This is a genomic window from Lysobacter koreensis, from assembly GCF_042677045.1.
Taxonomy (GTDB): Bacteria; Pseudomonadota; Gammaproteobacteria; order Xanthomonadales; family Xanthomonadaceae; genus Lysobacter_K; species Lysobacter_K koreensis.
The window spans coordinates 207,980-222,343 of record NZ_JBHTIH010000002.1 but is presented as its reverse complement, the minus strand read 5'-3'; the positions used below and the strand labels follow the sequence as shown (position 1 = coordinate 222,343).

Below are 14,364 nucleotides of genomic sequence, written 5' to 3'. Positions count from 1 at the left end.
GATGATGGCAAGACGGCTGCTGCTGGTAAGCGACGAGATGGAGGTGGGCGGCAGCCAGCGCCAGATTTCCTACCTCCTGGGCGGCCTCGACCGCGCGCGCTGGCAGCCGGAACTGCTGTTCTTCCGCAGCGAGTCGTTTTTGGTGCACGAGCTGCGCGCGCAGGGCATCCGCGTGCACCACCTGCCCAAGCGCGGCCGCTTCGACCTGGGTTTCGTGCTGCGCTACGCCGCCTTGCTGCGCCAGGGACGCTATGACCTGGTCCATGCGTACTCGCTCACCGCCGAGCTGTGGACCGCGGTGGCACGCTGGCTGGTGGCCAACGCGCCGCGACAGGTGTCGTCGGTGCGCAACCTCTACCTGGACAAGTCTCCGCTGTTCTGGGGCCTGAAGCGCTTCGCCCTGCTACGCAGCGCCGCGGTGATCTCCAACTCACGGGCCGCGGCCGCCGCGACCGCAGCGGAGGTAAAGCTCCCGATGGAGCGCTTCGATTTCGTGGCCAACGGCATCGCGTCCGCGCAACCGCTGGCCACGCTGGAGCGCGCCCAGCTGCGCCAGGCCCTCGGCGTGCCGGAGGGCCGGACCTTCGGCCTGTTCGTCGGGCGGCTGGTCGAACAGAAGAACCTGCGCTGCCTGGTGCGCGCACTGCTCGCCCTGCCCGCGCAGGACCGTCCGTGGATCGCGCTGGCCGGGCACGGCCCGCTCGACCGCGAACTCCAGCACCTGTGCGAGGCGGCCGGCCTGCGCGAAGACATGCATTTCCTCGGCGAGCGCAGCGACGCGCCGCGGCTGATGCAGGCCGCCGATTTCCTGGTGCTGCCCTCGTTCCACGAAGGCATGCCCAACGTGGTGATGGAGGCGATGTCGGTGGGCTGCCCGGTGATCGCCTCGCAAGTCGGCGGCACCCCGGAACTGGTCGAGCACGATGCCACTGGCCTGCTGTTCCGCAGCGACGACAGCGACGCGCTTGCGGCGCAACTGCGGCGGCTAGTGGCCGAACCCGCGCTGCGCGCGCGCTTGGGCCGCGAATCGGCGGCGCGCATCCGCAGCCGCTACTCGATCGCACGCCTGGTCGATGCCACGGTCGCGGTCTACGAACGTTGCCTGCGCGCGGATACCCATGCGGCCCCGGAATCGCGCCAGGTGACCCAGCCCAAGCTCGGGGGTGGTGCGTGAACGCGCGTCCGCTGCACGTGCTGATGGTGCTGGAGTCTTCGTATCCGGCCGAACGCGGTGGCGGCGCCGAGGGCCAGGTGCGCACCCTCGCGCGCGGCCTGCGCGCGCGCGGCCAGCGGGTGACAGTGCTGGTGCCGCGCCTGCGCCGCGGGCCGCAGCAGAAGATCGCGCGCGTCGACGGCGTGCCGGTGTGCCGGCTGGCCTACCCGCGCGTGCCGCTGCTGGGCAGCGTCTGGCTGTGGCTGGCCACGACCGCGTTCCTGGTCCGGCGCCGCCACCGCTACGACGCGTGGCACGTGCACATCGCCCACCACCTGGCCGCGATCTGCGCACTGCTCGGGCGCTGCCTGAACAAGCGCGTGCTGGTCAAGGTCGCCGGCTCCTGGGAGCTGGAGCGCGGCACGCTGGCGCCGGGCAGTGGCGCCCTCAACCGCCTCGCCTACCTCGGCCTGCGCCACGCCGGGGCGTGGCAGGCGATCAGCCGGCGCATGGCGGCGACGCTCGCCACCCGCGGCATCGCCGCGTCGCGGATCGTGGCGCTGCCCAACGCGGTCCACACCGAACGCTTTGCCGACCTGCAACGCGCGCCGGACATGCCCGCGCGTTTCATCTTCATCGGCCGCATGACCGAGGAAAAAAGCCTGGACACCCTGATCGACGCGTTCGCCGACATCGTTCCCACCCACCGCGACGCCAGCCTGCTGCTGGTCGGTACCGGCGCGCTGGAGACGCCGCTGCGGCAGCAGGCGCACCGGCTGGGCCTGGGCGCGCGCATCGACTTCGCCGGGCATCGCGACGACATCGAGGCACAACTGTGCGATGCCAGCATCGGCGTGCAGTGCTCGCGGATCGAAGGGCTGTCCAACACCTTGCTCGAATCGATGGCCGCCGGACTGCCGATGGTCGCCAGCCGCATCAGCGGCAACGAAGACTTCGTCCGCGACGGCGAGAACGGCTGGCTGTTCGAGCCGGGCGATCGCGCGGGACTGGCCCGCTGCATGGCCAGGGCCGCGACGTTGACACCGCTGCAGCGCCGCACGATGGGCGACGAGGCCCGCGCCACCGTCAAGCGCCAGGCCGGCGTCGAGCAGGTGGTGGCGCGGTTGATGGCGCTGTACCGCGGCGAGCGCGCGCCGCTGGTGGCGACCGAACTGCCGAGCAGGAGCAGCTGAGCATGGCGAGGACCACACCATGTGCGGCATAGCAGGCATCGTCGTCGCCCCCGGGCACGCGCCGCCCTCGGCCGAGCTCGGCCGCCGCATGACCGCGGTCATCCGTCACCGCGGACCGGACGATGACGGCCACCACGTCGATGAGCGCGCCGTGCTCGGCATGCGCCGGCTGTCGATCATCGACATCGCCGGCGGCCACCAACCCGCCTACGCGGCCGAGCAGCAGGTCTGCCTGGTCTTCAACGGCGAGATCTATAACTTCCGCGAGCTGCGCCGCGAACTTGAACGCGACGGCCACGACTTCCGCACCCAAAGCGAGGCCGAGGTCATCCTGCAGGCCTACCTGCGCCACGGCACCGACGCGATCGCGCGCCTGGACGGGATGTTCGCGATCGCGATCTGGGACCGGCGCAGCAATGAGCTGCTGCTGGCCCGCGACCGCTTCGGCGAGAAGCCGCTGTACTACACCCGCAATCGGCACCGGATCCTGTTCGGCTCGGAACTCAAGTCGCTGCTGCAGTCGAGCGACTGTCCGCGCGACGTCGCCCCCGACGCGTTGCGCGCGTATTTGAGCTACGGCTACGTGCCTTCGCCGTCGAGCATCTTCGCCGGCGTGTCCAAGCTGCCGCCCGGGCACTGGCTGCGCTACCGCGACGGCCAGGTCGAACTGCAGCGCTACTGGCGCCCGAGCCTGGCGACCAAGACCCGAATGTCGGAAGCCGAAGCCGGCGAAGAACTGGCCGAACTGCTCGACCGCGCCGTCGCCAGCCGGCTGACCTCGGACGTGCCGTTCGGCGCGTTCCTCAGCGGCGGGCTGGACTCGAGCACGGTGGTGGCACTGATGGCGCGCCACCTCGATGCGCCGGTCAAGACCTTCACTATCGGCTTCAAGGAAGCGGCCTACAGCGAGCTCGACGACGCGCGCCTGGTGGCGCGTCACCTGGGCACCGAGCACCACGAACTGGTGGTCGAACCCGACGCGGCGGCGCTGCTGCAGCAGCTGGTCTGGCATTTCGACGAACCGTTCGCCGATGCCTCGGCGATCCCGACGTTCCTGGTGTCGCAGCTCGCGCGCCAGCACGTGAAGATGGTGCTGACCGGCGACGGTGGCGACGAACTGTTCGGCGGTTACGACCGCTACCTGCGCCTGCTGGCGCTCGACCGCCTCGGGCCATTGACCCGCCCGGCCGCGGCGGTGCTGCGCGTCGCCGGCGCGCTGCTGCCCGACCCGATCGGCGACCGCCTCGACCGCATCGGCGAGCGCCTGCAGCTGCCCGGCGAGGAACGCTATCTCAGCTCCGTCGCCCTGCAGCGCGCCGGCACCGCGCGCGCGCTGCACGCCGACGCCGGCGGCAGCCGCCACTACCACCTGCCGGTGCTCGACGAGGCCGGCGCCGACCTGGGCGCGGGCCGCTCGCCGCTGGACCGCGCGGTCGCGATCGACCTGCAGAGCTACCTGCCCGACGACATCCTGGTGAAGCTCGACCGGATGGCGATGGCCAACTCGCTGGAAGGCCGCTCGCCGTTCCTGCACCCGGAGCTGGCGAGCTTCGCGTTGAGCCTGCCGGAGTCGTTCCGCATCCGCGCCGGCACCGGCAAGGTCCTGCTGCGCCAGGTCGCCGAGCGCTGGCTGCCGCCACGCGCGGTGGCCAAGCCCAAGCAGGGCTTCGGGATCCCGCTGGGCGAATGGCTGCGCGGGCCGCTGCGCGAGGTCGCGCGCGACACCTTCGCCAGCCGCGCGTTCCGCGAGCGCGGCCTGTGCGACCCGGCGGTGGCCAACGCGCTGCTGGACGAACACGCCAGCGGCCGGGTCGACCGCCGCCAGGTGTTGTGGCAGGTGATCTGCCTGGAACTGTGGGCGCAGCGCTTCCTCGATTCGGCCGTCGTGGAGGACTGAGCATGTTCCGTCGCGCGCTGCTGGCCATCCCGATCGTGCTGATGCCCAATTCGCTGCACGTGCCGTTCGACACCGGACTGGCGGGCCTGAACGTGGCCAACCTGCTGCTGATCGTGCTGCTGCTGTCGATGCCCGCGCGTCGTCCGGACATGCCACCGCCCGCGCCCGGGATCCTGCGCGCGCCGCTGCTGCTGCTGTTCGCATCGCTGGTGATCGGGCTGCTGATCGCGCTGGCGACGCGGCCGGGCACGCTGGTCACCGACCTCACCGACCTCAAGAACTTCATCTTCTATCCGCTGCTGTACTTCGTGTACCGGCACTGCCGCCAGGACCTGGCCGGCACTCGGCAGCTGCTCGCGCTGATGCTGGTGGTGGCGATCGTCGCCGGGCTGGAGTCGGTGGGCGAAGGCATCGCGCGCGACTCGTTCAGCAGCTTCGACGACAGCAAGCGCATCGCCGGGCCGTTCGGTGGCGCGCGCGTGTCCAACCGCGCGGGCGTGTTCTTCGCGATGTTCCTGCCGCTGCTGGTCGCGTTCGCATTGTTCGTGCGCGGACGCCGCATCTGGCGGCTGATCGCGATCGCCGGGATCGTGGTGCTGGTGGTGGCGATCATGGTGACGTTCTCGCGCCAGTCCTACCTGATCGCGGTGGTGACCACGGCGCTGCTGCTGCTGCGCCGGCACCTGCTGCTCGCCGGCCTGCTGGCGGTGGCGATGGTACCGGCCATCAGCCTGCTGCCCGAGGGCGTGACCCAACGCGTGGTCGAAACCCAGCAACTCAACGAGATCGGCGAGGCGGAACTGGACGTCAGCACCGCCAGCCGTTTCGACATCTGGGACGGCGCCATGCGCATGTGGCGCGACAACCCCGCCGGGGTCGGGTTCGGCCGTTTTCCCAGCTACATCGGCAGCTACTCCGACTACGAAGGCTACGACGCGCACAACATGTACGTGTTGATGCTGGCCGAGTGCGGCCCGCTGGGACTGATCGCGATGCTGTGGCTGCTATGGCGCCTACTGAAGCTGGCGATCACGGTGCGACGATCGTCGGACCCGGACGACCGCGAAAGCCAGGCGCTGGCGCTGGGTTTCGGCTTGGCGGTGGTCGCGATGGCGATGGGCAACCTGTACGGGTCGTCGTTCAACGAAGGGCTGGTGATGGCGAATTTCTGGATCCTGTGCGGCCTGGTCGAGCACTACGCCACGCTCAAGCGCCATGCCCGGACCTCGCCGGTTGTCGCACCGGCGCCCGTCACCGACGCCATATACCAACGCTTTCCCATGGCCGGACAGATCGCGCCGGGGCTTTACCGCCCACAGGAAAAATGACCACGCTGCGGCCGCTGCTGGTTGGTCCGTGGCCGCCGGGGCTGTTGCTCTGGATGGCCTTGGCCCTCCCGCGCGCGGAGGCCGCCACCCACTACGTGCGTAGCGACGGCGGCAGCGCCGCGCAATGCGATGGCAGCGCCAACGCGGCCTATGCGCGCGGCGACAGCAGCCGCAAGTGCGCATGGCAGCATCCGTTCATCGCCCTACCGCCGAACGCCACGCCGCGCATCGCCGGGGGCGACACGCTGCTGATCGGGCCAGGCAGCTACATGATGGGTCTGGGCGCACCCGGCACCCAGGCCTGCGATCCCGACGCCCCGTCGCTGTGCGTGCTGGCGCCGGTGCCCAGCGGCCCCTCGCCATCGCGGCCAACGCGGATCCTCGGCCACAGCTACAACCTGCAATGCCCGGCGGGGCCCGAGCTGTGGGCGACCCGCGGCGCGCGCGCGGTGCTGCAGCTGGACGGCAGCGACAACGTCGAGATCGCGTGCCTGGAACTCACCGACCACAGCAGCTGCGTCATCGACCACAACCGCGAGGGCACGCCCCGCGGCGCAAACGCGCCGTGCGCGGATGCCAGCTCGCCGACGGCCAGCTGGGGCGAGAACGGCATCCACGCCGCCGACTCGCGCAACGTGCTGCTGCGCGACCTGCACATTCACGGGCTCGGCGCCAACGGCGTACGCGCCGGCCGCTTGCGCGACTGGACCTTGCTGCGGGTGCGGCTGCGCGCCAACGGCTGGGCCGGCTGGGATGGCAACCTCAACGAAGGCGGCGGGCAAGGCTCCAGCAACAGCGGCACCGTGCGCTTCAGCGGTGGCGAGATCGCCTGGAACGGTTGCGCCGAGCGCTACCCGGACCAGCGCGCGTTCGGCTGCTGGGCACAGCAGCAAGGCGGCTACGGCGACGGCCTGGGCACCGAAACCAGTGGCGGCGACTGGGTGTTCGAGGACATGAGCGTCCACCACAACGCCTCCGACGGCCTCGACCTGCTGTACCTGGATGGCAGCGGCCACGTCACCATCCGGCGCGTACGCGCGCAGGGCAACGCCGGCAACCAGATCAAAGTGTCGGGGCCGCTGACGATCGAGAACACCATCGCGCTGGGCGACTGCGGCTACTTCGCCGACTTCCCCACCTCCAACCTCGGCGACGGCGACCACTGCCGGGCCAAGGGCAACACGCTGTCGATCCGGCCGACACCCGGCGCGCTGGCGGTCCTGCGCCACAACACCATCGCCGGCCAGGGCGACTGCCTGATGATCACCACCGGCGGCGCCGCCTCCGCGCGCGTGCTGGTGCAGAACAACGCCTTCGTCGGTGGCGACGAATGGGGGCAGGACTCGCTGTTCAAGCAGCGAACCTGCGCCCACTACGCGGTCAACAGCCAGACGCCGGTGACGTTCGAGGGCAACCTGTTCTGGCACGTCAAGGACGATTTCTGCCCGCCCGGAAACCTGTGCGCGCGCGATCCGCTGTTGACCCGCACCAGCTACCCGGATTTCGAAGCCACGCCCAGAACCGGCAGCCCCTTGATCGATGCCGGCCAGCCGCAACCGCAACCGGATCACGACTTCTTCCGTCACCCGCGCCCGATCGGCACGGCCCCCGACATCGGCGCAATCGAAGTCCAGGCCAGTGGCCACCGGGCCAGCACCACAGGGGATTCACCATGAACGCTGTCGCCGCCCCCGCCGTGTCGACCCGGCCGCGCGTGATCGTCCTGGAGTTCAATGAACTCAGCCCGACGCTGATGCGCGAGTTCATGGCGCAGGGCGTGCTGCCGAACTTCAGCCGGCTGCACGGCGACGCCCAGGCCTACGTGACCGACGCCGAGGAAGCCGCGCCGAACCTGGAGCCGTGGATCCAGTGGGTCACCGCCCACTCGGGGCAGTCGTACCGGGATCACGGCGTCTACCACCTGGGCGACGGCCACAAGCTCAAGACCAAGCAGGTCTGGGACTTGCTCTCCGACCACGGCCTCAAGGTATGGGTGTGCGGCAGCATGAACCTGCGCTACGACCGCCCGATCAACGGCGCGGTGCTACCCGATCCCTGGGCCGCGGGCACCGACCCGTTCCCGGGCGATCTGTTCGACGCGTACTTCCCGTTCGTGCAGCGCAACGTGCAGGAGTACACCAACACCCGCGTGCCGCTGTCGCACAGCGACTACCTGCGGTTCGTGTCGTTCATGGCCGCGCACGGCCTGTCGCTGAAGACCGCCTCGGCGATCGCCCGCCAGCTCGGCGGCGAACGGCTCACGCGCAAGGGCAAGTGGCGGCGCGCGACGATCCTCGACCGGCTGCAGTTCGACGTGTTCCGCTGGTACTACCAGAAGGAGCGCCCGGACTTCTCCACGTTCTTCGTCAACAGCACCGCGCACCTGCAGCACATGCACTGGCGCAACATGGACCCGGCGCCGTTCAAGCTCAAGCCCGGCGACGACGAGCAACGCGAGTACCAGCACGCGATCCGCTACGGCTACCAGATGATGGACCAGATCGTCGGCCAGACGCTCGAGATGGCCGGTCCCGACGTCACCGTGGTGATGATGTCTGCGCTCAGCCAGCAACCGTGTCTGCGCTACGAGGACAGCGGCGGCAAGACGTTCTACCGGCCGCGCGAGTTCGAGCGCGTGCTCGAGTACGCGGGCGTGCCGCGGCCGTACCGGGTGGAACCGGTGATGTCGGAGCAGTTCCACGTGCATTTCGACTCCGAGCCAGCGGCGCTCGCAGCGGCCACCGCGCTGCGTGGCCTGCGGCTCGAAGGGCAGCCGGCGATGGAGGTCAAGCACGACGGTGCGTCGGTGTTTGCCGGCTGCTCGGTATTCCGCCAGCTGGATCGCGACGTGCCGCTGGCGCGGCCAGGCGGCGAGCCACGGCCGTTCTTCGAGTTGTTCTATCAGGTCGAGGGACTCAAGAGCGGGATGCACCACCCCGACGGGATTCTGTGGATCCGCGACCCGGCGCGGCCGCACCGCGAACACCCGGACAAGGTGCCGCTGCGCGACGTGGCGCCCACGATGCTGGCGGCGTTCGGGGTGACGCCGCCCGGGTACATGACCGGCACGTCGCTGCTGTAACGGGGCGTCAGGACCGGCAGGCCCGAGCGCACACCCGCGGCCGGGACCGCGGCTGCAACCTGCCCCCACCGATCACGGTCCAGCTGCAGCGCGCGCGGTTTCTTCGCGGCGCCAACGCCTGTCCAGCCAACGGTAATAGACCAGGCCGACCAGTTCGTGCAGGGCCGCTTCGGTCTTGACCAGCGCGCTGCTGCCGGGGATCAGGTAGCCCGGCAACCCGAACGGGACCAGCCGCGAATCGGCCGGCAAGGGGCAGGCCTCGAAGCCGGCGCGCGTCATCGCGTAGCGCGCGCGCGGCATGTGCATCGCCGACGTCACCAGCACCACCCGGCGGGGAATCGGCGGCGACAGCGCTGCCAGGCCACGCGCGTTCTCCCAGGTCGAGGTGGAGACCTGCTCGGCGCGCAACGCGTCGTCGCGCACGCCCAGGCGCCTTGCGTACACGAGCATGAGCGCCGAGGCCGGAACGCCCGCGGCCAACTGCGGCCCGCCGGATACGACCAGCGAGCGCCCGGGTTGGTCGCGCCACCACGCGACCGCGCGCTCGATCCGCCGGCGGCTGGTGATCGACAGCGCCGAAAAGTCCGTCGGACCGCTGGGTTCGGCGTCGACGCCGCCGGCCAGCACCACGGCGACCTGCGGCGGCGAGGACTGGCACGAACGCGGCATCGAGCCCGGAGCTTCCAGCCATCCGACCAGTGCGTTGGCCACCCACGGCGTCATCGCCACGACGGCGACGCAGGCGATGACGGCACCCGCGGGCCTCAGCCAGCGACCGCGTTCGTGCAGCCACGATCCGAGACAGACCGCGAGCAATGCCACCAGCAACCAACTCAGCGGCGACAGCATTCGCGCGCCTCCCGGCGTACGGGCCTGGGCGCGCCGTCAGCCACGCGCCCGTGGCCAGCGCTCGAGGATGAGACCGCGCAGCCGCGCGTCCAGCGCCAGCACCGGCAACAGGTAACACGCCAGCCAGAGCACGCCAGCCAGCGCCGCGCGGGTCAGGTGCGATTGAATCTCGGCCATGCCGCAGACATCGACCATCAGCAGGAACAACGCCGCGGCGCCCAGCGAGACCAGCAGCGTCCGGCGATCGGGCAATTGCAGCATGCCCGGCGGGCAGACCAGGCAGCGACTGATGCCGAACACCAGATAGGCGAGCACCGTGGAGTACACCGCGCCCATGTAGCCGAACCGCGGTATCCACACCAGGTTCAACGCCACGTTGATCGACAGCGCCAGCACGGTGAGCAGCAGCACCATGCCGGTGCGCTTGCGCAGCAGCAGGCCGTAGCCGCTGAGGTCGAGCAGCAGCATCACCGCGTACATCGTGCCAACCCAGGCGAATACTTCGCCCGAGGCCGCCTTCGCCGAGCCGCTGAGCATCTGCAAAACGTCGCTGCCGGCAATCCAGATGCCCACCGCGACGCCGACGCAGGCGTACGTCGCCGGCAACAGCACGCGCGCCTTCATCTCGCGCACGCGCGCCTCGCCGTGCTCGGTGTAGGCCCGGTTCAACGCCGGGGTGAAGGCGTCCCAGAACGGCCCGTTCACCAGCACGCCCAGTTGCATCGCCAGCGCATAGCCGATAGTGTAGATGCCGACCGCGGCGTAGTCGTCCAGCATGTGCTTGAGCATCAGGCGATCGATCGAGGCCAGCGCCGCCCCGACGATCTCGTTGGCCACCAGCGGCAATCCGTAGATCAGCGATTCGCGGTAGGCGCCCGGGTCCAGCGATTGCCGCGAGAACTGTAGGTGGCGTCGCACCCAGTGCAGGTAAAAGCCCACCAGCAGCAGCATGGTGATGACCCGGCCGGCATAGACCGCCAGGGCGCTGCGCTGGATCAGCACCACCGCGGTGAGCACCAGCGCCAACTCCACCCAGCGCGCGGTGACCTTGGTCGTGGTCAGCAGGCCGGAACGCTCGCTGGCGCGCAAGGTCATCTGCACCTGGCTGATGAACACCATCAGCGGGATCGCCAGCAGCGCGCACCACAGCACCGGCGAGTGCGCTATCCCCCGCCACCAGCTCACCCCCGCGAACACCGCGATCCCCACCGTCCACAGCACCGCCGACACCGTAAGAGGCAGGAATACCAGGTTGGTCGCGAAGTGGGTAAGCCGCGCGGCGTCGCCGCCGAACGGATAGAAGCGCAGGACCGCGTGCTGCCCCCCCAGCTTGATGACCGCGAAGATCATCAGCACCCAGGTCTCGTAGTAGCCGAGGATCCCGTATTCGGTGTTGTCCAGCAGCCGGGTAAGGATCGGGAACGAGACCAGCCCGGTGGCCATCATCACCACGGTGGCACCGGAGTAACGCAGGTAATGCTTGCTGATGCCCGAGCTGCGGGGAGGCGTGGCGGCGGCCGGGGGCTCTTCCGCCAAGGTGGTATCGGTGGAGGTGTTCATCGCAGCGGCGCCATCGCCAGCCGGCGCCGCGATCCGCGCGAATACCGCCGGCGCGGCAGGTGGGCACCGGTCCGCGCACGGGACCCGCTCAGGCCCCAGTGCGCGCCAGCGGGACGGAAGCAGTCGGCTCGGCGGCACCAGGAAGTCATGGGTTGCCCGCCGTTTTCATTGTCGATCCATCCATTGCGCAAATGAGCAACGCCCCCGTGGCTACCGCTCCCAGGGCCGTGTTCGCCTGTGGATGGTTCCGGAAATCCACTCAATACCAACGCGACATGGGATCGCCAGAGGCCAGCGGCCGCACCGCTCGCTAGCCGCGCAACCCGCTCCTCGCGCGGTCCAGCGGCACTTGCACGGCACTTACGCAAACGCCCTAGGCCCTTGCACGGCAGTTGTCGACGCGTGAAGTCCAACTGCGGGCTGAACTGTCACGTGAAGGGCCGGTGAAGTGTGACGCAGGTCGCCGGGGCGCCGGGGAATGCGTGACCCGACCCACAGAACCCCAGGACCCCGCTGCCTAAAGTTCGCTCCGGCACAAGGAGGGCCCCCCACGGTTCTTCCCCCCTTTTCTGGTCTTGCCGCCGAGCGGCAGTTGGAGTCTGATTTGTTCACTCGCACCTTTCGCATCAACCCCCTTACCTCGGTCCTGCTGACTGCCACCCTTGGCCTGGGCGCCATCGGTTCGGCCCAGGCCGCCACCTTCTTCGTGCGCACCGACGGCGGTGATGCCAACCAGTGCAACGGCCGCGCGGACACCGCGTACCCGGGCAGCGGCACCGCCCAGAATTGCGCCTGGAAGCACCCGTCCTACGCCCTGCCGAGCACCGGCACCGCGCGCATCGCCGGTGGCGACACCCTGATGATCGGCGCCGGCGAGTACATGATCGGCTACGGCGCGCCCGGCTCGACCTGCACCAGCGGCGACCGCACCGGCTGCTGGCTCGGCCAGATCCCGAGCGGCCCGAGCTCCACCGCCAAGACCCGCATCCTGGGCAACGCCTCGGCGCCGCCGAAGCTGTGGGGCAGCGAGGGCAACTCGATCGTCCTCAACCTCAACACCAGCTCCAACGTCGAAGTCGGCCATCTCGAGATCACCGACAAGAACGCCTGCGTCACGCGCCACAACGTCGCCAGCGCCGCCTGCGGCACCGGCGGCACCTGGGCCGGCTACGGCATCTACGCCTATGGTTCCAGCAACGTCTGGATTCATGACGTCAACATCCACGGCATGGCCCACACCGGCCTGAACGCCGGCAAGCTCAGCAACTGGACCATCGAACGCACCAAGATCAACGCCAACGGCTGGGCCGGTTGGGACAGCAACGTCGGCGACAACGGCTCCAACTCCGGCCAGATGATCCTGCGCGACATTGAAGTGGCCTGGAACGGCTGCGGCGAGAACCCGAGCACGGGCGCGGCGGTCAACTGCTGGGGCCAGGTCTCCGGCGGCTACGGCGACGGCATCGGCCTGAACACCACCGGCGGCCAGTGGCTGGTCGAGGACGCGTTCATCCACCACAACGCCTCCGACGGCCTGGACTTCCTGTACATGGACGGCGCGCCGAGCACCTCGGTGATTTTCCGCCGCGTGTACTCGATCGCCAACGCCGGCAACCAGATCAAGAGCCTGGGCAACACCACCATCGAGAACTCGGTGCTGGTCAGCTCGTGCGGCTACTGGAATGGCATCCTCAAGAACGGCGAAGTGTGCCGCGCCTCGGGCAACACCATCTCGCTGACCCCGTCGGCCAACACCGTCATCAACATCCGCCACAACACCATCACCGGTGAGGGCGACAACCTGATCCTGACCCGCGAAGGCGTGGCCTCGGGCAAGGTCTACATCCAGAACAACGCGCTGATCGGCCAGACCGACTTCCTGGCCGCGCAGTCGGGCTGGCCGGACGACAAGACCGCCGCGCATTACGCCTACAACGATGCGAGCACGGTGAGCTTCTCGGGCAACCTGGTGTGGAACGTCAAGAACAACCAGTGCCCAGCCGGCAGCATCTGCGGCCAGGACCCGAAGCTGAAGAACATCACCCTGGCGAACTTCGATGGCACCCCGCAGGCCGGCAGCCCGGTGATCGACAAGGCCCCGCTGCTCAGCGGCGTGACCACCGATTTCCTGCTGCAGGCCCGTCCGGTCGGCGGCGCCGCCGACATCGGCGCCTATGAAGTCCAGACCGGTGGCACGACCCCGCCGCCGGCCCCGACCTGCACCCGCGCCGCGCCGACCGTCAGCCTCAGCGGCCCGACCGCCGCGGTGGCCGCCGGCACCACGGTCAGCTACACCATGAGCCTGACCAACAAGGACAGCAGCAACTGCGCGGCCACCAGCTTCAGCCTGGCCCGCACCGTTCCGGCCGGCTGGACCGGCACGCTCAGCGCCACCAGCCTCAGCTTGGCCCCGGGTGCCAGCGCCAATGCCACGCTCAGCGTGACGTCGGCCAGCGGCAGCGCCGCCGGCGGTTACGGCATCGGCACTGGCGTGAGCAGCGCGATCGGCGGTGCCCACACCGGCAACGCGTCGGCGACCTACACGGTCAAGGACGTGAACTCGGAGCCCGTTCCGCCCACCGGCCTGACCGAGACGATCGGCACCGACAAGACCGCCTACATCGCGGGCCAGACCGTTTATATGAGCGCCCGCGTGCTCAACAACGGCCAGCCGGTCAGCGGTGCCACGGTCAAGTTCACCGTGACCAAGCCCTCGGGCACCAAGGTCAACATGACCGTCACCACCGGCGCCGATGGCTTTGCCCGCAAGTCCTACGTCACCGGCACCGGCCCCAGCTCGATCGGTAACTACGCGCTGGCTGCCCTGGCGACCAGCGCTGGCAAGACCGTCACCGCCAACAGCACCTTCAGCGTCAGCAAGGCCGGCACCACCCCGCCGCCCGCGCCAACCGGCCTGACCGAAACGGTCGGCACCGACAAGGCCAGCTACGTCGGTGGTCAGACGGTGGCGATGAACGCCCGCGTGCTGTTTAACGGCCAGCCGGTCAGCGGTGCCTCGGTGCGGTTCGTCGCGACCAAGCCCAACGGCATCAAGATCACCCTCGACGCCACCACCGGCAGCGACGGTTACGCCCGCCAGTCGTTCGTGTCGGGCACCGGTCCCAGCTCGATCGGCAACTACACGCTGGACGCCACCGTCACCAGCAACAGCAAGACCGTCACCGCCCGCAGCACCTTTGGCGTGACCCAGCCGTAAGCCGCTAACGACCAGCGGCGCCGGACCACCGCCAAGGCGCGGGTCCGGCGATCCGCGAGTCGCAGCAGGTACATCACCGAGTCGG

Annotated in this window: 9 protein-coding genes; 7 read left to right on the top strand and 2 right to left on the bottom strand. The window is 69.5% G+C overall.

Translation table 11 applies throughout. The features are described 5' to 3' along the window. The first annotated feature begins 1 nt into the window (after nt 1). The 6 genes from ACFQZQ_RS01190 to ACFQZQ_RS01165 are packed head-to-tail and all read left to right on the top strand — an operon-like array spanning nt 2 to nt 8,653. Nucleotides 2-1,174 carry a glycosyltransferase gene (locus ACFQZQ_RS01190; protein ID WP_386810863.1) on the top strand — a complete coding sequence of 391 codons (1,173 nt, stop codon included), beginning with the start codon at nt 2-4 and terminating at the stop codon, nt 1,172-1,174. Beyond that, the gene (locus ACFQZQ_RS01185; protein WP_386810862.1) at nt 1,171-2,346 is read left to right on the top strand and encodes a glycosyltransferase family 4 protein; all 1,176 of its coding nucleotides are present in this window, start codon (nt 1,171-1,173) and stop codon (nt 2,344-2,346) included. The genes ACFQZQ_RS01190 and ACFQZQ_RS01185 overlap by 4 nt, the downstream gene beginning before the upstream one ends. 19 nt (nt 2,347-2,365) lie before the next feature. Continuing rightward, nucleotides 2,366-4,243 carry an asparagine synthase (glutamine-hydrolyzing) gene (asnB, locus tag ACFQZQ_RS01180; RefSeq protein WP_386810861.1) on the top strand — a complete coding sequence of 626 codons (1,878 nt, stop codon included), beginning with the start codon at nt 2,366-2,368 and terminating at the stop codon, nt 4,241-4,243. A gap of 2 nt (nt 4,244-4,245) precedes the next feature. Next, nucleotides 4,246-5,571 carry an O-antigen ligase family protein gene (locus ACFQZQ_RS01175; protein WP_386810860.1) on the top strand — a complete coding sequence of 442 codons (1,326 nt, stop codon included), beginning with the start codon at nt 4,246-4,248 and terminating at the stop codon, nt 5,569-5,571. After that, nucleotides 5,568-7,247 (top strand): choice-of-anchor Q domain-containing protein, encoded by a 1,680-nt coding sequence (locus ACFQZQ_RS01170; protein ID WP_386810859.1) that lies wholly within the window; start codon nt 5,568-5,570, stop codon nt 7,245-7,247. The genes ACFQZQ_RS01175 and ACFQZQ_RS01170 overlap by 4 nt, the downstream gene beginning before the upstream one ends. After that, nucleotides 7,244-8,653, top strand: a complete 1,410-nt coding sequence (locus ACFQZQ_RS01165; RefSeq protein WP_386810858.1) for a hypothetical protein — start codon at nt 7,244-7,246, stop codon at nt 8,651-8,653. The genes ACFQZQ_RS01170 and ACFQZQ_RS01165 overlap by 4 nt, the downstream gene beginning before the upstream one ends. A 72-nt stretch (nt 8,654-8,725) precedes the next feature. Here ACFQZQ_RS01165 and ACFQZQ_RS01160 read toward each other — a convergent pair whose 3' ends face one another. Next, a complete protein-coding gene (locus ACFQZQ_RS01160; RefSeq protein ID WP_386810857.1) occupies nt 8,726-9,502 on the bottom strand; it encodes a YdcF family protein in 777 nt (258 codons plus the stop codon). Between the two features lie 36 nt (nt 9,503-9,538). Then, on the bottom strand, nt 9,539-11,062 hold the full coding sequence (locus ACFQZQ_RS01155; RefSeq protein WP_386810856.1) for a lipopolysaccharide biosynthesis protein: 1,524 nt from the start codon (nt 11,060-11,062) through the stop codon (nt 9,539-9,541). 604 nt (nt 11,063-11,666) lie between these two features. Between ACFQZQ_RS01155 and ACFQZQ_RS01150 the strand changes: the two genes are divergently transcribed. Further along, the gene (locus ACFQZQ_RS01150; RefSeq protein WP_386810855.1) at nt 11,667-14,279 is read left to right on the top strand and encodes a choice-of-anchor Q domain-containing protein; all 2,613 of its coding nucleotides are present in this window, start codon (nt 11,667-11,669) and stop codon (nt 14,277-14,279) included. The last annotated feature ends 85 nt before the right edge of the window (nt 14,280-14,364 follow it).